Source organism: Thermogemmata fonticola (assembly GCF_013694095.1).
Taxonomy (GTDB): domain Bacteria; phylum Planctomycetota; class Planctomycetia; order Gemmatales; family Gemmataceae; genus Thermogemmata; species Thermogemmata fonticola.
The window spans coordinates 50,075-72,064 of the sequence record NZ_JACEFB010000002.1; the positions used below are offsets into that span (position 1 = coordinate 50,075).

Genomic DNA, 21,990 nt, shown 5'->3' on the forward strand with positions numbered 1-21,990 from the left:
TTTCGGCAACACTCTCATGATTCACTGTATCAGCAAGACGGCATGATCACAATGTTCCCAGCGTGGTGGCAATTCTCCAGTCGCCATCTTCCGGTGCTCGAACCGCGATCTTGCCCGCGATCTCTGGTTCGCCTGCTGACAATTCCGGCCTTGGCTGCTCCTCACCGAGCAGAGTTAATCGACGAAGGCAAACTCATTGCTGATCAGCAGGGTTTGTGCCAGTTGAGCCAAGGGCGGGAAGTCGGGCGGGTTGGGCGCTTGCTGGAGATAGTCGAGGGCCAGGGTGGTTTCTTCCGCAGTGGGGTATCGAGCGAGAAGGAGGCGGTAGAGGGCCGCAATTTGATCGCGCGGTGTCGGAGCAAGGCGGACAGTGTAATGCTGGGCGGCCGCTTTGGCGTTGTGGAGCACCCACGGAGCATTGAGTAGGAACAAGGCCTGTTGGGGTACGGTCGTTTCATAGCGGAGCGGGGCATGCTGATCGGGACTGGCCACGTCGAAGGCCCGGAAAAGGGTGGCGAAGTCCGAGCGATCCATGAATGCGTAGATCGTCCGGCGGTTGCTGGTCGGTTGAGCGAGAATGTTGATGGGACGGCCATAGAGGGTACGGTCCAATCGGTCGGTGGCGGCCAGCATAGCGTCGCGAAGGGCCTCGAAATCCAGCCGGCGCCGATTCTGCCGAGCCAAGTAGAGATTATCCGGGTCGCGCTGGATCACTGTCGGGTCCGCTTGGGAGGACTGCTGGTAGGTCGCGGAAAGCATGATGCGGCGGATCAACCGCTTGATACTCCACTGATCACGCACAAATTGCACGGCCAAGTAATCCAGCAGTTCCGGATGGGTGGGAGGTTCGCTCCGCAGGCCGAAGTCACTGGGGGTGCGGACTAGCCCTTTGCCAAACAAATGCATCCAGACGCGATTGACCATGACCCGGCTGGTCAGTGGATTGTTGGGATGGGCAATGGCCTGCGCCAATTCCAGACGTCCGCTTCCGTGGCGGAAGGGACCGGCGTTCGGCGCAATCAGGCGGGGAGCTTGCCTGGGGACGCGGGGGCCGCGGTTGTTGGGATTGCCCCGCAGGAAGATCACCGGTTCGGTTGGCGCAGGATTGTCCCGCAGCACATGAGCGCGGGGTGGAGCATGGGGATTGCTGGCGCGGAAGGCATCGATCTTCTGCCGCAGGCGGGCCAGAGCCTCACGGTCCGCACGATTCTGAATCTTGTCGAAATCGGCGAGGGGGATGTCCACAGGGCCGCCGGCTTCTTTCCAGCGGCGTAGAGTCTGCTGTTCCGCCGTCGGTTGGGTGGCAGTAGCGGCCTCGGTCCACAGGCGGGCCAGGGCCGTCCAAACTTCTGCGGGCCGTTGGGGGGAGGCCTTTTCCAAAGCAGTGCGCAGGACAGGTGGCACCGGAGCAACGGTGTCTGCCGGCCCTTTAGCGGGTTCGGTTCGCAATCGCTTGGCGAGTTGCTCGGCAAAATCCTTCTCCGGCAGGCTGGCGAGCTGTCCTGCGGCTTGGAACGTGGCGGCGAGCAAGGAGTCCTGCCGCTTCTGTTCTGCCAACAGGAATTGACGCCAGCGTTCCAAAACGAAGGCGGACAAGTCGCGATCCCGTGCCAGATTGCGGAGTTGTTCGCCATTGAGGCGTCGGCTTTCCCAAACCGCCTGCAAGTACCGGGCCAGCACATCGGGTTGTTGCAGCTTTTGCAATTGCTGTTGATGCCGGCGGCTGACCTCCGCCTGGTAATCCTTCTCGCGTTTCGCCAATTCGTTCTCAAAAGCGATCACCTCGGGAGTGCGGCGAACTTCTTCAATCAGCGGCAGGTCCTTCGGCTCATGGGTGCTGGCAAAGACGCCATAGAGACCGTAATAATCCGCCATGGTGATTGGGTCGTATTTGTGGTCATGGCAGCGGGCGCAGTTGACCGTCAGCCCCATAGTGGTCCGGCAGAGAACATCGATGCGATCGTCGATGATGTCGTGGATGTTGTTGAGGAAGCGCCGTCCCAGGGTGAGGAAACCCAAAGCGGCCAAGGGACGTTTATCCTGACCCAGATCGAGTTGATCGGCTGCAATCTGCTCGATGAGGAAACGATCGTACGGCTTATCTTCGTTGAAGGAGCGAATGACGTAGTCACGGTAAGTGTAAGCGAAGGGGTAGTTACGGTCTTCGGTGAAGACGTATCCTTTGGTGTCGGCGTAGCGGGCCAGGTCTAGCCAGTAGCGTGCCCAGCGTTCGCCGAAATGGGGGGAGGCTAGCAAACGATCGATCAGTTTTTCCCAGGCTTGGGGGTCGGGGTCTCGCTCGAAGGCTTCGATTTCCTCCGCGGTGGGGGGCAGGCCGATCAGGTCAAAGTACGCGCGGCGGATCAGGGTGCGCCGGTCCGCCGGAGGAGCTAGGGACCAACCTAACGGTTGCAAGCGCGCCGCCACGAAGCGGTCGATGTCCGTCCGCAGCCGCCCTTGGGGATCGGGCGGATTGGGCACGGGCGGTTCCTGAACCGGGCGAAAAGCCCAATGTTGACGTGGGTCTCCCGTGGTGGACTCAGTTCTGTCCGGCGGCAACGCGGCCCCGTCTTGAACCCATTGGGTCAAAGCGGCAACTGCTGTTGGGGGTAAAGCCTGCTTCGGAGGCATCGGCGAGTCGGTCTCGCGCCGGACCGCACGGAGCAGCAGACTTTTTTCGGGCTGCCCCGGAATAATCACGGGACCGCTATCGCCCCCTGCACGAAGCCCCGCGGTAGTGTCCAAGCGCAAGCCAGCATTTTGCTTCTTGGGACCGTGGCAACTGTAGCAGTGTTCCGCCAACACGGGGCGGACATGTTTCTCGAAAAACTCGATCTGGGCGGCTTGCCGGGTGCGGTCGCGATCGGCCGCATTGTTCTCAGGACGAGGGGTGCCGGGAGCAGGGGTGGTCGGCCTCTTCCCCGCCGGCGATTGGAAGGATGATTGTGGGAGTGCCTTCTCTGCTGGCTGCTGTCCAGGTAACGTCGGGGCAGACTGGTCTCCGGCGTATCCGACGACCGCGGCCACCAGGAACACTGGAACAAGCGCGGTAGCGGTGCCGATCCCCATTCCAGCGCTCAAGGACTGCGGAAAACGCAAGGCAGGCATAACACCTCTCGGTCGCGTCATCAGGTTGTGGGAATTTCAGTTGTTCCAAAGGTGGAAACGATCTCCGGCGGGAGGAAAACTTATCGGGAGGTCTTTCCCGGATGGCAACTGCGGCAACCACAGAGGACACAATTATGGCTACCGCTAAAGCGGCATGACTCTTTCGGAATGTCGTCCCTATTTTACTCGACTCGGGAGAGAAAGGCCAAGGAAAAGTCGGGAATTGCAAGGGTCGAATGGAAGGAAGATTGGGATGTATGGTTTGACAGTGGGATGTCATGGAAATCCTGGGAAGAAATGCCGGGTGGCGAGAGAGGTTAGAGGCATGAGTTGGCAATAAGAGTCAGGGGGGTGGCGGCGGGATCGTACTCAAAAACAACAGGCGAGCAACATCGGTCGAAACGAGGGGTAAAACTGTCCATCCCCAAAGGAAGTTTTGGTGGTTCCGAGTAGTAAGTGGGGAGGGCGATAGCGGCAGCGGCACCGGGGCTTTGTGAAAAATTTCACAACGGTGGGTTGCCGCCGGCTGCGGAGGTTCCGACAATACGCATCGTTCCACACGACGACAGAGATGCCGTGGGCATCAGGCGGCAGTAATGCCGGAGGAGCGTCGAGGCCGTTCAGCGCCATGGGGGCTGCTGGTGGCTGGCTCGGAGATGGTGTCGTTTACCCTCGCCGGGCTAGTGGTGGACTATTTATTCGGAACTTTGCCGGTGTTTACGGTGGGGCTGACACTGCTCGGAGTGCCGGCAGCGTTTTTTCTGCTGGTGCGGTTGAGTCGGGCTACACCGGGGCCGGATGCAGCGGGGCCGGAATCGCAAGGCGGCCGGGAGTCGCAGCGGGAGCCGAAGGCGTGAAAACCTTGCTCGTGCAGGTGGTCGGCTGGCCGCTGCTCGTCATCGGCCTACTGGCGAGCGGCGCCGCAGTTGGTGTTGACCCGCGTCATGCCTGGGCAGCAATTGTCTCGTTGGCTCTGATACTGCCGCCGGGTGTGGCGGCGGTGTGGCTGGTGCGACAATGGCGAGGCTCCCCGTTTGGGCGTGTGGCCGCGGTTGTGCTAGGCAGTGCCCTGCGGTTGCTCACTGGGTTTGGCGGCGGCCTGGTGGTTTTCCTCCTTCTCCGCCGACCGCTGGATTGGGACCCCCTCACCTTCTGGGGATGGCTTTTGGGGACATACCTGGTGGCGTTGACCGTCGAAACCGTGGTGCTCGCTCGAGATGTTGCCCAAGGCGCTGGAACAGCCCCGCCTTTTGGCCCTGATGCAGAGCAGGCGGTCCATAGGGTTGTTTGTGGGGTAGCAGGAACGGGACGCGAAATCGCGGCCAATGTCCCCCCAACGTCCCCGTGACATTGAGGCCCAACGATGGCCGATGCTAATCGAAAATTCAACCCCTTTGAACATGTCGCGGATAGCGACACCTTCCACATTTTCGAGACAGCCGGGATTGAAATTCACGGAGTGGCGTATGCTGGCATCCCGCTGAAATTCATCATCCTGATGACGGTCTGTGCCATCGTGGTGGCAGGGATGCTGATTTGGCTTGGCCGTAAGATGCGGACAGGAGAGCCGCCGACGGGCAAGTTGTGGAACCTTGTGGAAAGCCTGGTGTTTTTCGTGCGCGACAAGATTGCCCGGCCAGCTTTGGGAGAAAAGGAAGCGGATGACTACCTCCCCTATCTGACGACCCTCTTCCTGTTCATCTTCGCCATGAATCTCATCGGCATGGTGCCGTTTTTGGCTTCGCCGACCGCCTCGATCATGGTTACCGGTGCCTTGGCGTCAGTGAGCTTTGTCGTGATTCATGCCTCCGGCATCCGCGCCCATGGGGGACTGCTACCCTACCTGAAAACTTTCATTCCGCACATCCATCTGGAAGGCGGTCTAGCCCTCCAACTGTTTGCCGCAGTGCTGATTGTGGGGATGGCTGTCTTAGAGTACCTGACGGCGTTCATTCGCGTCTCAGTGCTGGCGATCCGGTTGTTAGCCAACATGCTGGCTGGGCATACGGTCTTGTATGTGATCCTCTTTTTCATCGCCCTAGTCGATCACCCGCAATACAAGATTCCGATTGCGCAGGAATGGATGTTCTGGGTGGTGGCCCCATTCAGTGTCGCCCTGGTGACAGCGTTGAGTTTGCTGGAGTTATTCATCGCGGGCCTCCAGGCATTCATCTTTACGTTTTTGACAGCGGTGTTTATCGGCTTAGCGAAACATCCGCCCCACTGATTGAGGAGAGCAACAACCCGGCGGCGACGGGTAGCCGACCGGACGCATGATTGCCACAATAGGACAATCCAACATCCTTTGGGAGGTAATGGACCATGCGAGTTGTCACGGTACTGGTGCTGGCCCTGCTGGGAGTCTTGAGCACGGCAGCGCCGCTGTTCGCCCAAGGCACGACGACGAATTATCCCGGCTTAGGGGCTGGCATCGGGATGGGGCTGGCTATTGTCGGGATCGGCATCGGGATCGGTCTCGTGGGTTACGCGGCCCTCAGCGGCATTGCCCGCCAGCCGGAACAGGCGGGGGCCATTCAGGGAGCTATGTTCATCCTGGCCGGTCTTGTCGAAGGAGCAGGAATTATCGCATTGGTGCTGTGCCTGTTGCTGCCGCTCATCGTGTGATGCGAGGCACCAGCGCTGGGTGTGAGACACCAGTTGGGGCTGGAAGGAAAAATTCCCTTATCGAAACCCCGGCGGCTGTCGGGCAGATGAGGTGCGAACCCCAACAACCCAATACGGCCGATCACACAGGCACGGGCTTACTCACTCACGGGAATGTTCCTATGCGATCGCTCATGATTGCGCTTTTAGCCGGGATCATTGGACTGAGTGATATTCATCGGGTTTTTGCCGATGAAGCACCCGGTCGGCCGAGTCCCCCGGCTCATGCGGCGCCCACCGAGGTTACGGCTCAGCAGGGGAGTCACACGGCAACGGCGGGGCATCAAGGACATCACCAAGAAGACAAGCTCGGCTTTCTCGGACTGAAGCGTTACGATCTGGGTATCTACACGCTGGTGGTCTTCGGTTTATTGGTGCTGATCGTCAGCAAATATGCCTGGCCGCACATTCGCGAAGGTCTGGAGAAGCGCGAGGCGAACATTCGGGCTGCCTTGATGGAGGCGCAAAAGGAGCGTGACGAAGCCAGGACGCTGTTGGCTCAAGCCCGGAAACAGTTGGATGACGCAGCGATGCAGGTCCGGGCGATGCTGGAGGAAGCCCGCCGGGATGCGGAGGCCCTACGAGCCGCCGAACGGGAAGCCGGAGCGCGGGAGGCCGCCGCGGAACGAGAGCGAGCCAGGCGGGAAATTGCGGCTGCGCGAGACGCAGCCCTGGCGGAAATCTACGACCGGGCCGTAGAACTGGCCGCTCTGCTCTCCTCCAAAACCCTGGCTCGCAGCATCACACCGGAGGACCACCGCCGCTTGTTGGACGAAGCCGTCGCCGAATTGCAGCAAACCAATCCGACAGCGGCCTGAAAATGCCAGTGTGTCCCACGAGGACTTGGGTGCTCCGATGTGCCTCGGCGATGTCGGAACGGGAATGCTCCGCGATGGACCCGCGAGGGGTACGACAGATCAGGAGTCCGTTTAAGAGCGAGGGGAGCTGAACATCGTGACGCCAGCCGACGGGGTGCAAGTGCTGTTCCCTCCGGACGTGCCTGCCGAACAGCAGGAGCGCTTGCAACGTTATTATCTGAGCAGTCTGCGCGGTGTAGAGGGTGGGCCGTGGGGCCGGCTGCCACGGATCTACGCAGAGGCTTTGCTGGCCGCAGCGGATGCCCAGCAAGTCGCCGCCGCGGTGGCTGACGATCTGGATACCCTCGTCCAGGACGTATTTGCCCAGGTCGAGGGGTTGGAGGCGTTCTGGGCCAGTCCCGCGGTGAGCCGCCGCCGCAAGGAGGAATTGATCCTGCAATTGTTTGAAGGGAAAGCGGAACCGCTCTTTGTGGATTTCCTGCGCCTGCTCAATCGCAAGGACCGCCTTAGCCTTCTTCGGCCTGCGGCGCTAGCCTACCGGACCCTGCTGGAGGATCGGGCCGGCCGCCGACGCGTGATTGTGGACAGTGCGGCTCCCTTGGATCAAACCAGTGCCCAAGCCCTCGCCGGGGCCATACAGCGCTGGACGGGGGGAACGCCGGTCCTCATCGTGCGTATTCGCCCGGAGCTGATCGGCGGCGTCATTGTCCGTGTCGGCGACCGGGTCTTCGATACCTCCCTCCGAACACGACTCCAAACCCTACGCCATCAACTACTCACGCGAGGAAGCCATGAGATTCAAAACCGACGAGATCGCTTCTGTTCTGCGTGAAGAACTTGCCCAGTTCCGCACGCAAGTGGATACCCGCACAACCGGCCGGGTCCTGGAAGTCGGCGACGGAATTGCCCGTTGCTACGGCCTGTCCGAAGTGATGGCCGGCGAACTGATCGACTTCCCCGAAGCGGGAGTCAAAGGCCTGGCTTTCAACCTGGAAGAAACTTCGGTCGCCGTCATCATCCTGGGCGATTACCTCAAGGTGCGCGAAGGGATGGAAGTCCGCACCACCGGCGAGCTGTTGTCCGTGCCTGTCGGTCCCGCACTCATTGGCCGGGTCGTGGACCCGCTCGGCAATCCCCTCGACGGCAAGGGGCCAATCCTGGCGACCCGGCGCCGCCCGGTCGAGTCCCCAGCGCCCGGAGTGGTCGAACGCCAGCCGGTGAAAACCCCCCTCCAGACCGGCATCAAAGCGATCGATGCCATGACTCCGATCGGCCGCGGCCAGCGCGAACTGATCATCGGCGATCGCAAGACTGGCAAGACCGCCATTGCCATCGACACCATCATCAACCAGAAGGAAGAGAACGTCATTTGCATTTACGTGGCCTGCGGACAGATGGAATCCAAGACGGCGGCGGTCGTGGAAAAACTGCGGGAGCACGGGGCGATGGACTACACGATTGTTGTTGTCGCCTCGTCCTCCGATGCCGCCCCCTTGCAGTACATCGCCCCCTACGCGGGCTGTGCGATGGCCGAATACTTCATGTACGAAGAAGGGCGAGACACCCTCTGTGTGTATGATGATCTGTCCAAACAGGCGGCTGCCTACCGGCAACTCTCCCTGCTCGTGCGGCGGCCGCCCGGACGGGAGGCCTACCCCGGTGACATTTTCTACTGCCACTCCCGCTTGCTCGAACGAGCCGCCAAACTCGCGGAAAAATACGTCATCGTCCCAAAAGATGCCGATGAAAGCCAAGTGCGGGCGGATTGGGGGGTCAACAAGCGGAGTAACCCCACGGAGCGGCGCGGACCGGGGGATGAGGGCATGGTTTACACCGGTCCTGGCGAATTCGCTGGTCTGCGGCAAGCCCAGCGAGACCTGCAACACTTCCCCGATTGCAAAATCGCACGTGTCATCGGCAGCGGCGGCTCCCTGACCGCGCTCCCCATCATTGAAACCCTGGAAGGCGAAGTGTCGGCCTACATTCCCACCAATGTCATCTCGATCACCGATGGACAGATTTACCTGCAACCCGACCTGAAAAATGCTGGTGTGCTCCCGGCTGTGGACGTTGGTATTTCCGTGTCGCGCGTCGGAGGCAACGCCCAAATCAAGGCGATGAAACACAAGCTGGTCGCCGGCGGCCTCAAGCTGGCTTTGGCTCAGTTCCGCGAACTCGAAGCCTTCGCCCAGCTCGGCACAGAACTGGACAAAGTCACGCAAGCCCAGTTGGAACGCGGCTACCGGATGGTGGAAATCCTCAAGCAACCGCAGTACAAACCCATGCACGTCGTGGACCAAGTCATGATCATCTACGCCGGCAACAGCGGTGCTTTGGACAAAATCGAGCGTAGCAAAGTCAAAGCCTGGGAGGAACAATTCCTCACCTTCATGCGCGAACAGAAACCGGAAGTCCGCCAGTTGCTCATGAAGGAAAAAGACCTGACCCCGGAGATCATTGACAAACTCAATGCGGCCATTGCCGAGTTCCAGCCCCAGTTCAAAGCGTAACGCGAGCGAACCTGGGACAACTGACTGTTCAAACTGTGTCAAAGGAACGACAGCGCAAGTGAGAACGACCGCGACGGATGGGAACGACTCTCAGTCAGACGCCCTGGAACGCGGACAATACCACACCGGAGTGACGCACTGCTATGGCTAACTTGCGAGCTTTGGTCAAACGCCGCAAGGCCGTCCGCAACATTCGCAAGATCACGCGGACGATGGAGCTGATCGCCACGACCCGGTTTCAGCGTGCTTTGAAGCGGGCGATGGAGGCAGACGCCTACACCCGCAAAATCGCCGAGATCACAGCCGATCTGAGCCGCAACGTAGCCGGGGATGTCTCCCATCCCTTGCTAGTAAGCCGGCCGGTTCGCAAGGGGCTGCTCCTGGTTATCACCGCTAACCGGGGACTCTGTGGCGGCTACAACGCAGCCATCTTGCGGGAAGCGATGACGGCCATCCAGCGCTACCAGCAACAACAGACTCCCTTTGAGCTGGAAGTGGCTGGCAAGCGCGGCATCACCTTTTTCCGCTTCCAGCGGCTGGAACGGAGCCAGGAGTACACCCACTTCGAGGATCGTCCGGCGTTCGCGGAAGTGGAAGTGTTGGCTCGCCGCTACATCGAGCTGTACACCTCCGGGGCGGTGGATGAAGTGAAGGTGGCCTACATGAAGTTCCTCAATCCCGCTCGGCAGGAGGCGGTGGTGGAAACTTTACTGCCGCTTGGATCGCTAGCGGTGGAAACCCGCCGTGGAGGAAGTGCTCCAGCAGCCGCCGCGACCGCCCCCACGAGTGCCCGCATCAACTACGAGTTTCTCCCGGATGCCCAGGAAATCCTCGCCGAGCTTGTTCCCGCGGCTTGCAAGGTGCGCCTGTTCAAGTGCTTCCTTGATGCGGCTGTCAGCGAACAGATCGCTCGGCGCATCGCCATGAAAGCCGCTACCGAAAATGCGGGGGAATTGATCAAGGAAATCACCCGCTTGTATAACCGCACTCGCCAAGCGAACATCACCCGGGAAATCACCGAGTTGATTACCAGTGCGGAAGCCTTGAAATAACCGCTGGTGCGGCTCTCGGTTCGGCGCTTCTGGAGATGGCGGACGCCCCCAGATTCGACGGAGATCGGCGGTTCAACCCGAAGGTAAGTTTTCCCTCAACGATTTTGCTAAACCTAGCGAGGCTGAGTATTATGGTTTCCACCGTTCAGAATGTTGGGACGATTGTGCAGGTCATTGGTTCCACTTTCGATGTGGAGTTCGAGGAAGGCCATTTACCTGCGATTTACAATGCGGTGCGCATCGACGCCACAACACCATCCGGCCTTTCCATCCATTTGACCGGCGAGGTGCAACAGCACTTGGGCGGGAGCCGGGTGCGTTGCGTAGCCTTGGGCAGCACAGACGGCCTCATCCGCGGTATGAAAGCCGTGGATACTGGCGGGCCGGTGTCCGTACCGGTGGGGATGGAAACTCTGGGGCGAGTGTTCAACCTGCTGGGAGAGCCGATCGATGGCCGCGGGCCGGTTCAAGCCAAGGAATACCGTCCCATTCACCGAGACCCGCCGAAATTCGCCGAGTTGACCCCCAAGGCGGAAATGCTCGTCACGGGCATCAAGGTGATTGACTTGCTCACACCGCTCGTGCGTGGAGGCAAGGCCGGCCTCTTTGGCGGCGCGGGATTGGGCAAAACCGTGATTCTGACCGAACTGATCAACCGCATCGCCAAGGTGTATAAAGGCTATTCCGTCTTTGCAGGTGTCGGGGAGCGGACCCGCGAAGGAAACGATCTCTGGCTGGAAATGCAGGAGACGAAAACCGGGGCGGGGCCGGATGCTCGCTCCGTCATCGAAAGCTGCGCGATGGTCTTCGGGCAGATGAATGAGCCGCCTGGCGCCCGCCTCCGCGTGGCCCTTTCTGCCCTGACTATGGCCGAATGGTTCCGCGACTCTACCGGCACGGAGACCCTGCTGTTCATCGACAACATTTTCCGGTTTTCCCAGGCTGGGTCCGAAGTCTCCGCTCTGTTGGGACGCATGCCGAGTGCAGTCGGTTACCAGCCCACCTTGGCGACGGAAATGGGCCAGTTGCAGGAACGGATCACCTCGACCAGCCGCGGCGCGATCACCTCTGTGCAAGCAGTCTACGTTCCCGCTGACGATCCGACCGATCCCGCACCTGCGAACACTTTCCAGCATCTCGATGCCTTTATCTACCTGGAACGTTCGATCTCAGAAAAGGGCATCTATCCGGCGATCGACCCTCTGGCTTCTAACAGCCGCCTCCTCGATCCTCAATATGTGGGCGAGCGGCACTTCAACGTGGCCCGGCGAGTCCAGCAGATTCTCCAACGGTATCGCGAATTGCAGGACATCATCGCCATTCTCGGTGTCGAAGAGCTAAGCGAAGAGGATAAGAAGGTGGTGGCCCGTGCCCGCCGCATCGAACGCTTCCTCAGCCAGCCGTTCTTCGTCGCCGAGGCGTTTACCGGCAAGCCGGGCAATTTCACCCGCCTCGAAGACACCATCCGCAGCTTTGAGGAACTCTGCGACGGCAAATGGGACCATCTGCCAGAAAGCGCCTTCATGTACGTTGGTCCCATCGAGGAAGCTGCCGCGGCGGCGGAAGAAGCGGCTCGGCGCGCCGGAGCTAAATGACGCCGGCCGGCTCCATCGATCACGACCCCACTCTGCGGAGCGGACCTACTCATGGCTGACACCGTACCCGAACCGACCGTACAATCTGCCGTGGAGCACACTCTCATGCCGAGCGAAGCCACGGAAATGGAGGACGCCCGCCATGACCGCGTCCGCGTCACTGTGGTGACACCGGAACGTGCAGTGCTCGACACCAGTGCGGAAATGGTTGTCCTGCCGCTTTACGATGGGGAATGGGCGGTGCTCTCCGGACATGCGCCGTTCGTGGCTCGACTTGGTGCGGGAGAATTGCGCCTCAAAAGCGGCGGTGCCATCTCGCAGCGCTGGTACGTCGAATTCGGTTTCGTGCAGGTACGTCAGGATGTTGTCACCCTGCTGACCGAGCGGGCCGTTCCGGCGTCGGAGGTGACGCCAGCTCTGGCGGAACAAGCGCGTGTGGAAGCAGCTTCCCTGCCGGTCGGTACGCCTTCTGAACGGGCCAGCAAAGCTCGAGCGCGGGAACGTGCCGCCGGACTAGCCAAAGTCGCCGCCCGCAATACCGGCTGACCATCCAGTTCCAGTTTTATGGCGGGTTTATCCTTCTGGCGGTAGGATCTCTCTGCAGGATCTCTCTGCCTGCCAGGTGTAACCATCCTGTCTTTTCCCAGTCCGCCAATTCCTAGTCCGCCAGGTGGATCACCTCCCCTCCTTGCCGCGTAGCCAGAGCGGCCAGGGTTTGCGGACCGATCGAATAGGAGAGCAACCGTACGGAGCCGTCGGCAAATGCAAAATGCGCCCCGCCGGGATGCTGGCTCCAGAAGTGGAAAGCGCTGCAATAATTCTCGAGCTGTCCGGGGCCATAGCCGTAAGGTCCGACAGGACAACCCCGATACCACGTGTCGTACAAATTGACCTCCGTGGCTCCCAGATGCGTGTCCAACTGGCCATTGCCGTATTGACCCCATCCCGCGTACCACCAGCCGTAAACAAGGTCCGCACTCGGCGGGCGTTCCCCGATCATGAGGGTTTGCGAGGTGCCATCCCGGATGTGGACTAGTTGAACCCGCGAATTGTCGTAAAGGACGCCGTTGCGCAAGGTGGACTGAGTGCCGGAAACTCCCAGATACGAGGAGAGAGCCACCGTAACGTTGAAACCCCAGTTCGAGGTCACATCCCAGGCTGTTTGAACGCGATAATCCAGCGTGCAGATGTAAAGCGGAATCACCCGCGTTCGCACATACTCATGAGCCTGCCGGTGAAAATACGGGTCCTGGCGGTAGGCTTGGACGGAAGCGTCCCACAGGGCCTGTTGTTCGATGTACGGCAAGATGAAAGTGCGCCAGCTCGCCAGAGGCATTGGTTCGCCGGTCTGGAGCCGCCGCACGCCGGAGGGAAGGCCGTTGTGGGTGTCGTGGTATTGGTGCAGAGCCAAGGCGGACTGGCGGAGGTTGTTGGCACACACCAAACGTGCTGCCGCCAGACGGACCCGCTGGATCGCCGCCAGAAGCAGCCCCTGAAGGATGGCCAAGATGGCAATCACGACCAGGGCTTCGATAAGGCTGAAGGCTTTAGGAGCGGAGCGGCGCATGTCAGGACCTTCCTGGAAGGGTGGAGCGGCGCCACAGCCAGAGGACGAGCAGAGCGCCCAGGGTCAGGGAAACAGCAGCGAAGACAAGCCAGGGGTCCCAGCGTCGCGGTTCTTGCAGAGGTTGAGGGGGCGGAGGCGTGGCCGCCAACAGTTCCTGACGTCGGGAGGCGGCAGGGTGGATGTCAGGTTCTTTCTCCACTTGACCGTTTTTGAGGGTACCGTAAATGGATTGTCCCCCGGAGTAGATACGCACGGGTGTGCCATCGGGGAGGCATCCGGCGAGGGTGAAGGTGGAGGGGGGTACTTCCTCATTCAACCGCACTTCCAAAATCTGGACCGTTTCCTGGCACGTCAGAGTTCCGTCTTTCGCGGAGCGGACTTGGTGTTTGACCTGTTTGGGGAACCAGAGGTTGTTGGGTCCGACCGCCTGCAATTCGGATTCAGTCTCTTCGATTTGACTTTGATCCGTCCAGGTGATGCGGACGATATTGTAGCCGTGGTCGGGGGCGATCCAGACCTTTTGTTCTGCCCCTTCCGCCAGGATGGAGCGGAGTAGGTAGCAGCGCATCCCGTTCCACTGCGTCGCTTCCATTTGGACTGACTCGCGGCGGAGACGGGGGTGTTTCCCCAGGTGCAAGTCCAGGGAAAACTGGTGAGGGTACAAGGCGGTGGAGGGGGCGTTTACGTAACCGAGCAGACGCGGATCAATGATGTTGCGAGGATCTGAGGGATATTTTTGCCCCGGGGGAACGGTAACTTCGTCGAGGGTAGCTCGGATGGGGGTGTCGGCTTCTCTCCAATACAGGGAGTGGTTTTTCTTTTCGCAATGGTGGCAGCCGACCATGCGTTTGCCTGGAGGAAAGGGGCCGAGATCATAGACCACGTCATTGCGTAACTTGTCACCGCTCACCCAGATTGCCCGTGTCCCTGATTGTCGAAAGTTACGGTCAGGATCGTGGCGTGAGAAGTGGAGTTTGACGTAGAGGGTTTTGAGGTTTTGTCGGGCTTGGAGGGCGAGGGTTTCCATTTCGGCCGGGGATTTGGGTTCCGGGGCAGCGTCGAGCGGGGGCATTTGCAGCCCGGTCAGGAGGAGGATCGGCACCAGAGTGACCGTGATCAGAAAGCTAGCTCGGCCGGAGAGATGTAAGCAATTCGGGATCATGGCCTTGTCCTCATGATTCAATGCATGGAGTATCATCCCACAACCGGTGGGTTGGCGTACACGCCTGGGGGGAGTTTTTCCCGCGATGGAAAGGCGAAGTAAGCCGCGAGCGTGGCCCCGCTGAGAAGAACGATGACCAAACCGTATTTGCACAGGAGGGAGAAGAGGGTTTCCGATGAGTGGTGGGGAGACGAGGCGGCGGAAGACGTTGAAATTGAATCTGCGCCCGCTTGCGCTGGGTCAGGAGGTCGCAGCGGAGGAGATGTTCCGCTGATGGACATTGTGACATCCTCAAGCCAATCGCTAGAGATGATAACTCGATAAGCCCACAAACAACTATAAATAGCCTCGGAGTAATATCAAGACGAATCCAAAATTTCTCATTTTTTTTAATGTTCTTATGATGGGGAGGTCGTGATTGCCCAAGGGAGGCGTCGGAGGGTGGGAGCAGAAAATCATCCAGCGGAGGGGGAAGGGGAAAGGTGGAAGGAATCCGCAGTGACAGCAGGGCGGCAAGGTGCAAGAGTGAGAGCGGTAGTGGAATCTGAGGAGATAGCCACGGGCCGAGGGGGATCAGAAATCGGCAGGAGGGCGAAGGTCTCGCGTTCCAGGGTTTCGACTATCTCGCTGAGGGTTTGCAACACTTCCCGTAGCGGTTGAGGGGAACGACGGAGGAGGAAATGGAGTTGTCCCACGGGCATGTCGCCGATCCAGAGAGGGACTGTGATGCGGCTGAGAGCTGAGAGGGCGACGGCTTCCCCTCGGCTCCAGCGAGCATGGTAGTCTTCATGCAAGGACGGAATGGTGACATCGAAGTGTAGCGCTTCCAGAGGCAAGCGCCGGGCTGTAGCTAGCAAGTCCTTCCAGAGCAAGTTCCAATCGACGGTCCCGTGAAGATGGACAGCCAATTCCTGTTCATGGAGGCGCTCAGGAGGGGATAGCAAAATATGGGCGGTGGTCGCTAATCGTTGTCGGAGGAGTTTCCATTCGGCATATCCGAACCATTTACCGGCCACCAAAGTGACGACGACGCCAACGGCACAGATAAAGGCGTAGAGGTCGTTCTGCAAAGCCATGCTGACTAATGCCCCCGCCGCGGCCAATGCGCCAATCGCCGCTACGAGCATCAGGATTCGCCAAGGAGAGAAGCCGCGCTGGAGCAAGACATGGTGGATGTGCCCGCGGTCGGCTACGGCCAAGCCGCGGCCTGTCAGTTGGCGGCGGAGGATAGCGGCAGTGGTGTCGAAAACGGGCAGCACCAAAATGGCCAGCGGTGCGCCCAATGCGACAGTGGCGGGACCTTTAAGCGAGGTTTGCAAAGCCAAGGCGCCGACGGCCAGACCGATGAGCATGCTGCCGGCATCCCCCATGTAAATCCGCGCCGGGGGCAGATTCCACCACAGAAATCCCAGGACGGCTCCCATCAAGCTAAAAGCTATAACGGCGGCCGTCCCATGGCCCGACAAGACCGCGAGCAAGCCGAACGAGGCCAAGGCAATACTGCTCACCGTGCCAAGCAAGCCATCCATGCCGTCGATCAAGTTCAGGGCATTGATGCAAGCCAGCAGCCAAAGCACCGTGAGCGGTGCGGACAAAAGCCCCAACTCGATCACCCAACCGAACACGCTCACAGAGGTGATCGAATAATCCCCCAGGAACATCAGTACTAGTACGGCTGCAACTTGACCGAGAAGTTTATAGCGGGCGCGGAGATTGTACCGGTCATCCAGGAGACCTAACACCAAAATCAACCCCGCGGCCAGAAACAGTCCCCACGTCTCGCGGAGAGAGTATTCCCAAGGCGTATCGCAGAGCTTGGAAGCAGCAGCGCCCAGACACAGAGTGAGCACCGTGGCCAGAAACACCGCCACACCGCCGCCCAACGGCACTGCCAAGTGGTGCAGCTTCCGGTTACGATCGGGGTAATCCAGCCATCCCCACTGCCGCGCCCAGGGAATTGCCAGACGTGTCAACAGCCAACCACCGATCAAGCCACAGAGGAAGTGGCCCATATAGACGGTCGTCATAGTCTACTCACAGATGCCGACCTCAAGCTGTTTTGTCGTCGTCTTATTTTTCAACTAGGAGCCGATCTCGATTGTGAATATAAGTTAACTTTTCCGTTGGAGCCAATTCAAGCAAAAAAGAGAAAAAATGAAGATGGCGGCCATTCTGCTACTGCCAGGGCTGAGGCCAGAATCGTCAGGATGCCTCATCAGCGATAAGCCAGATCAAGTCGAAATCTGAGCACTCCGTCGGCAGGCTCAGAACCAGAGCAGTTCCCTGGAGAAGCACGCTGTACGAAGGGCTGGACGGATCGATGGCCTTGGCCAGGTGTTTTGTCAATGTTGTGTCAGTTCCTGGAGAAGGGATTCAGCGGCATAGACTTTGCGGAGGGCTTCGAGGACAGCACGGGAATGAACCGCGATGTGCCGGGCTTGGACATCGGTATAGACGAAGTTGCGGACCAGGCCGTAGCGGTTGCGATCGAAATTGACGCCGACCAATTCGCCCGCACGGTTGAGCACCGGAGAACCGGAATTGCCCCCGATGGTGTCGGCGGTGGAAACGAAGTTGAGGGGCGTCTCCGGGTCGAGCCGTCGGCGGTGTTCGAGCCAACGGGGAGGCAAGGTGAATGGTTCCCGGCCTCCCAAGCTGTCGTAACGCGTGAAGAGTTGACCGATCGTGGTGTGCCAAGGGATGTTTTGTCCTTCAGCTTGATAACCGCGCACGGTTCCGAAAGCAAGGCGGAGGGTGAAGGTGGCATCTGGCGGGATAGAACGTCCATAGACAGCAAACCGCAGGGCGGCGAGGGCGGCATAGGCTTGTCGTTCCGGTTCTTCCACTTCGGTCTCATACCTCTGGCGCAATTGGCGGGCGATCGGATCGATGCTTCGGGCCAGTTGGATCATGCTATCTTGGCTGGCCTCGATGGCGGCTTGCCCCCCTTCGACGAGCTTGCGCCGTTCCTGAGGGTCGAAGAGGCGGGTGCCCGCGATCAGTTCTGCGGCACGATCCGCCGGATTTTTCCCCGCGAGTACCTTTCGGACGATCTCGTGATCCCCGCCCAGGTTTTCCGCCAGGAACAGCAAGGAGGTTCTCAACCGGGCTTGTTCCAGCTCTGGGTACAAGGGGGCGGGACTGAACAGGGAGAGTTTCAACGAATCGAGATTGGAGTCGCGGTATTCCCGGAGGCGTTCGCTGGAAGGTTTCGGCAATTCCTCGGCTAAGCGCACGCAATGACGGGCAATGAGGAAGAGGGGGGAAGCAAAGGCATGCCCGCCTTCTATGAGGGCATACTCTTTCTCGAAGGTGCGGAGTTGTTCCTGGACACGGGCGATGGTCTCAAGAGCACGTTCAGCGTCGGCTGTGGGAAGGCCGCGTTGGCGGGCCGCTGCCAGCAGTTCTTCCTCTTGCTGACGCTTCTGCTCCAAAATGGCCGGGGTGAGCAAGCCTTGCAACTGACCCGTGAAAGCTTTGCGTGCGTTGGCGACGCCGTGCAAATCGGCAACCGCTTGCCGCCGTTTTTCCGGGTGCTCCTCGCTATATTGGAGCAGGGCCGCCTCCAGGGCACGGAGACGGGAGAGGCTATAGGGCAGAGTCAGATCACGCCGGTGGCGCAGGCGGGCCCACGTTTCCAGCCGCTGGGTCGTCCCAGGGTGGCCTGTGACAAAAACCAGATCGCCCTCCTGCGGACCCGTGGCGCTCCAGCGGAAAAAATGCGGCGTTTTCGCCGGCTTGCCATCCTCGTAAACCCGAAAGAAAGCGACATCCAGGCAGTAACGGGGAAACTCGAAGTTGTCCACATCGCCGCCGAAACCGGCAATCGCTTTTTCCGGACTGAAAACCAGGCGAACGTCCGTATATTTCTTGTACCGATACAGGTGATAGGCTCCACCGTTGTATAACGTCACTACATCCGAGCGCAGACCGGTGCGATCCAGCGACTCCTTCTCTATCCGGCTCATGACCGCGCGCCGGGCTGCTGCGGCTTGAGCGGGCGTCATCCCTTCCTTCACCGCGGCGTTGACCTCCGCCGTGACATCCACAATTTCCTGGAGGACATTGACCTCAAGATCGAGGCACTTCAATTCCTCCTCCCGCCGAGCGGCATAGAAGCCGTTGTGATAGAGATCGACTCCGGGCTTGCTCAGTTTCTGGACGGCATCTGCCGCAACGTGATGATTGGTGACCAACAATCCCTCCGGTGAAACGAAACCGCCCGAACCGCCGCTGTTGAGACGCACGGAAGCCTTCATCGCCCGCTGGAGCCATTCCTCCGTCAACTCGTAACCGTATTTCTCTTTGAGCAAGGTCCGCGGCGGGTCGTTGAGCAACCACATTCCCTCGTCCGACACCGCCATCATGGCTGTCCCTCCCCACAGCAGTAGCACTGCTATACCACCGTTCCATCCTATCGTGCCTTTCGGACCCCGGCAGGCGTTCGGTATGGGTTCGGCCATAGGATGCTCCTGGAATGGCAGTGAGTCGTACACTCAGACCAAGCACCACGGTGATCCACCGGCTGTGGACTTCGCATCATTGTATTTTTTTATTGAAGAGCCACAAAACACCGACCACTTTCCTACGCGTCAGCCGTCCCTCATGGCTGGCGCATGGAAACTCTTTCCCGCTAACCTCAGGAGAGGCTGATGCGAACAGAGCCGAATTGAATCCGCTGCACGGGAACAGAGCAAACCGGTGCAGCACGAAGCCATAATCATCCCACTGGCGTGGCGTGGGAAATGGTAATGATCCAGGGATAGGCACCCCTTTTTGCTGGTCCGGTTTTTCCTGAAGCCGCCGAGCGGGACGCGCTAGTGCGTTTCTGAGCCTATGGAACCGTTAGCCATGAGAATGCGGCTTGCGAAACAGCAGAGCGCTGTAACCATACAGCCAGACCAGCAACACTAAACCGAAGCCGACCATTGTGATGGTTTCCATGACACCCTCCACGCCCTCCACGAGTTGTTCCCGATACGAGGGGATGCCACCTGGGGCGCCCCCTTTCGGTTCCCGACCTTCGATTCCACCCTCCAAGGTGGGTGCTGGCGGGACATATTCGACTCTACTCCCAATTTCGCATATTTGGATCGTTTTGTCCAGATTTCATGGGTAGATTCTCTTCTCCCTCCCAGCTCCTGGACGGCATCTCCTGTTGAAAAGGCACAACACAGCGAAAATGCCGAGAGTTCAGGGGAGGTGCATCGCACCACACACGTCAACGGAAAGAAAGAGGGGAAGATTGCTGAGGGGCTGAGATAAAGAGTCAAGGGCGAGCCAACCTGAAGATCGCAAGATGAAGCTGGCAGCGGCGGAATGCTTGTCCCGCAGCGGAGGAAAGACGGCGGCATTGCCAAAGTTGGCGAGACATTAGGGTCTCCTCAGGGGGGCTGCCTGATGTTGGTGAGACAGTAGGGTTCCCTAAGATAGACTGTCTGATGCGAGGCGGAGAGCGTTTCAGGGGGTAAAGGAGTTAGGTCAAGCGGTCCGAGCGTAACCCTGGATGTGCGTCCATGATTGAGAGGGGGGTGCGGGATGCCGCGCAGGGAAACATTTGTGGGATCGGTGAATTATGGGACACGCGCGCCGCAAGAGAGAAGAGTCCGCCGCCGAACTGCCGGCGTTGTATGCGCTCACGCATGATGGTCTGGAAAGGGTGGCTGCAGACGAGATCACTCAGGATTTGCATGGCGAGGTGAAGAAGACGGCCCGGGGGTTGGTGGTCTTTCGCCTGTCCCAAATCGATGAGTCGGTGTTGTCTCTGCGCACGACGGAGGATGTTTTTCTTCTCGCCTGGGGTAGCGATACCCTGACGTATCGAGCTGCGGACCTGGATTTGTTCCGCCAGTGGACTGCCCGGAAACCGGACTGGCCGGCGTTGTTCCGCTGGCATCATCAGATTCGGCCTTTGCGGCGGGGTAAGCCTACCTTCCACCTGGTGTGCCAGATGCAAGGGGAGCATGGCTATCGACGGGTGGATGCCGAGGAGGCGTTCCGGGCAGGCTTACGTCATGTTTTGCCGGCGGGTTGGTACGAGGTCGACGAGAATGCTTGGCTCGAAATTTGGCTGACGATTCACGGCAAAACGGCGGTTTGCGGTGTTCGGCTCTCCGACCGTACCATGCGGCATCGTACTTACAAACAGGAGCATATTGCCGCCTCCTTGCGCCCGACCGTGGCCGCCGCTATGGTGCGGTTGGCGGGTATTGCTCCCGGTATGACAGTCCTGGACCCGATGTGCGGCGCGGGAACGATCCTGGCGGAAGCCCTGACACTGGCTCGCCAGCGCAAGGGGGGAGCGCCTGTCCGGCTGCTCGGTGGAGACATCGACCCCCATGCTGTCTTTGTTTCCACGCAGAATCTGGGCCGCATGGGACCCGTAGGTTTAGCGCGCTGGGATGCACGTTCCCTGCCCTTGGCCGACGCCAGTGTGGACCGCCTCTTGTGCAATCCGCCTTTCGGCAAGCAACTGGCTTCGGTGGAGGAAATTCTACCGCTTTACACGGCGTTGGCCCGCGAGTGGAATCGGGTTCTCAAACCGGGTGGTCGAGCTGTCCTGCTCGTGATGGAGCATCAGGCTCTCTCGATGGCCCTGAGTCCCTTCCGCTGGACAACGGTACGCCGGCTCGCCCTACGTGTTCTCGGCCAGCCATGTACCTTGAGCGTCTGGCACAAGCCGCTGGAGGAGTCCACACTACCGCCACCGGCGATTGCGTAAGTTACCCCCGCAAAACGGTGGTTCGGACTGGCAGTCTTGCCACTCGGGTGCAACCAAATTCTCTGGGGGTTCCCTGCCGGGCAGCTCCGCTAGTGTGGGGAAACACCTCGCGGGTTCAGCCCCCACCCCCAGAAAATCTGGTTACACCCTGCCACTCCAGCGCGCGCAAAGTCGGTCTTGACACAGAAACAAATCGGGGACATAGAGCGCTGTCGTTGCTTCCAAAGTGTACAGCGTGAGAGATCAGAGGAGTGACAGTCCAGCGGCAAGATTCGGATGAGGAGAGCGGGCCATGTTACGCTTGGTTGCAATATATGGTGTGTTTCTTGGCGTTAGCGGGGGATGGTGGACGTGGGCGGCGGGAGAACCGAATCCTGGGGGCGATCTGGCAGCTTTACAAGGTCAGTGGAAACCCTTGCATTGTGAATATGAGGGCCGAGCGCAGATGACGCCGGAGGTTATGAAACAGATCACTGCCGTTTTTGATCAGAACGATTACTACCTTTACTTCCTCGACAAGGGTCAAGATGGGAAACCGCGTCCGATCGTGCTGGCCACTGTTCAGATTACTCTGGACCCCACGACTCAGCCCAAGGGGATCATCTTTGAATTCAAGGACGGACCACTCAAGGGCCAAAAGCGGCACGGCATTTACGAGTTAGCCGGCAATCAGTTAAAGTTATGTTATGGGCCGGCGGACAAACCTCGGCCGAAGGAGTTCCAGGCGCCGACAGGCAGCGGGTATTTTCTGGAAACGTGGGCACGCCAGGTTCGCTAGACACAGCCGCTTCGT

17 protein-coding genes are annotated in these 21,990 nt (G+C 59.6%); 12 read left to right on the forward strand and 5 right to left on the reverse strand.

Annotated features, from left to right (window positions below; all coding sequences use genetic code 11):
- Positions 1-174: 174 nt before the first annotated feature.
- On the reverse strand, positions 175-3,108 hold the full coding sequence (locus H0921_RS03815) for a PSD1 and planctomycete cytochrome C domain-containing protein (protein WP_194536721.1): 2,934 nt from the start codon (positions 3,106-3,108) through the stop codon (positions 175-177).
- Positions 3,109-3,704: 596 nt separating this feature from the next.
- Between H0921_RS03815 and H0921_RS03820 the strand changes: the two genes are divergently transcribed.
- The 10 genes from H0921_RS03820 (at position 3,705) to H0921_RS03865 (ending at position 12,293) form a co-directional block, all read left to right on the forward strand.
- Positions 3,705-3,965 carry an AtpZ/AtpI family protein gene (locus H0921_RS03820; protein ID WP_194536722.1) on the forward strand — a complete coding sequence of 87 codons (261 nt, stop codon included), beginning with the start codon at positions 3,705-3,707 and terminating at the stop codon, positions 3,963-3,965.
- Positions 3,962-4,456, forward strand: coding sequence for a hypothetical protein (locus tag H0921_RS03825; RefSeq protein ID WP_194536723.1), 495 nt, complete (start codon positions 3,962-3,964; stop codon positions 4,454-4,456). Before H0921_RS03820 ends, H0921_RS03825 begins: the two co-directional genes overlap by 4 nt.
- A 15-nt stretch (positions 4,457-4,471) precedes the next feature.
- Positions 4,472-5,335, forward strand: coding sequence for a F0F1 ATP synthase subunit A (locus H0921_RS03830; RefSeq protein ID WP_194536724.1), 864 nt, complete (start codon positions 4,472-4,474; stop codon positions 5,333-5,335).
- Positions 5,336-5,430: 95 nt separating this feature from the next.
- Positions 5,431-5,733 (forward strand): ATP synthase F0 subunit C, encoded by a 303-nt coding sequence (atpE, locus tag H0921_RS03835; RefSeq protein WP_194536725.1) that lies wholly within the window; start codon positions 5,431-5,433, stop codon positions 5,731-5,733.
- 161 nt (positions 5,734-5,894) lie between these two features.
- Positions 5,895-6,590, forward strand: coding sequence for a F0F1 ATP synthase subunit B family protein (locus H0921_RS03840; protein ID WP_194536726.1), 696 nt, complete (start codon positions 5,895-5,897; stop codon positions 6,588-6,590).
- Between the two features lie 136 nt (positions 6,591-6,726).
- A complete protein-coding gene (gene atpH / locus H0921_RS03845; protein WP_194536727.1) occupies positions 6,727-7,422 on the forward strand; it encodes an ATP synthase F1 subunit delta in 696 nt (231 codons plus the stop codon).
- On the forward strand, positions 7,382-9,100 hold the full coding sequence (gene atpA / locus H0921_RS03850; protein WP_194536728.1) for a F0F1 ATP synthase subunit alpha: 1,719 nt from the start codon (positions 7,382-7,384) through the stop codon (positions 9,098-9,100). Before atpH ends, atpA begins: the two co-directional genes overlap by 41 nt.
- A gap of 143 nt (positions 9,101-9,243) precedes the next feature.
- Entirely contained in the window at positions 9,244-10,152 is a 909-nt protein-coding gene (gene atpG, locus H0921_RS03855) for an ATP synthase F1 subunit gamma (RefSeq protein WP_194536729.1), read from the forward strand.
- Positions 10,153-10,283: 131 nt separating this feature from the next.
- Positions 10,284-11,747, forward strand: coding sequence for a F0F1 ATP synthase subunit beta (atpD, locus tag H0921_RS03860; protein ID WP_194536730.1), 1,464 nt, complete (start codon positions 10,284-10,286; stop codon positions 11,745-11,747).
- Between the two features lie 51 nt (positions 11,748-11,798).
- Entirely contained in the window at positions 11,799-12,293 is a 495-nt protein-coding gene (locus H0921_RS03865) for a FoF1 ATP synthase subunit delta/epsilon (RefSeq protein WP_194536731.1), read from the forward strand.
- Positions 12,294-12,405: 112 nt separating this feature from the next.
- On the opposite strand, the gene H0921_RS03870 is transcribed toward H0921_RS03865, so the two are convergent.
- From H0921_RS03870 to H0921_RS03885, 4 genes are all read right to left on the reverse strand, one after another.
- The gene (locus tag H0921_RS03870; protein ID WP_194537136.1) at positions 12,406-13,314 is read right to left on the reverse strand and encodes a DUF1559 domain-containing protein; all 909 of its coding nucleotides are present in this window, start codon (positions 13,312-13,314) and stop codon (positions 12,406-12,408) included.
- Between the two features lies 1 nt (position 13,315).
- Positions 13,316-14,476: a hypothetical protein gene (locus H0921_RS03875; protein ID WP_194536732.1), complete on the reverse strand. Its 1,161-nt coding sequence runs from the start codon at positions 14,474-14,476 to the stop codon at positions 13,316-13,318.
- Between the two features lie 455 nt (positions 14,477-14,931).
- Entirely contained in the window at positions 14,932-16,503 is a 1,572-nt protein-coding gene (locus tag H0921_RS03880; protein WP_194536733.1) for an MraY family glycosyltransferase, read from the reverse strand.
- 315 nt (positions 16,504-16,818) lie between these two features.
- Entirely contained in the window at positions 16,819-18,939 is a 2,121-nt protein-coding gene (locus H0921_RS03885) for a S46 family peptidase (RefSeq protein WP_228498982.1), read from the reverse strand.
- A 1,112-nt stretch (positions 18,940-20,051) separates the two neighbouring features.
- Here H0921_RS03885 and H0921_RS03890 point away from each other — a divergent pair.
- Both H0921_RS03890 and H0921_RS03895 read left to right on the forward strand, forming a co-directional pair.
- On the forward strand, positions 20,052-21,197 hold the full coding sequence (locus H0921_RS03890; RefSeq protein ID WP_194536734.1) for a methyltransferase domain-containing protein: 1,146 nt from the start codon (positions 20,052-20,054) through the stop codon (positions 21,195-21,197).
- A 292-nt stretch (positions 21,198-21,489) separates the two neighbouring features.
- Entirely contained in the window at positions 21,490-21,975 is a 486-nt protein-coding gene (locus H0921_RS03895) for a TIGR03067 domain-containing protein (protein WP_194536735.1), read from the forward strand.
- Positions 21,976-21,990: the final 15 nt, after the last annotated feature.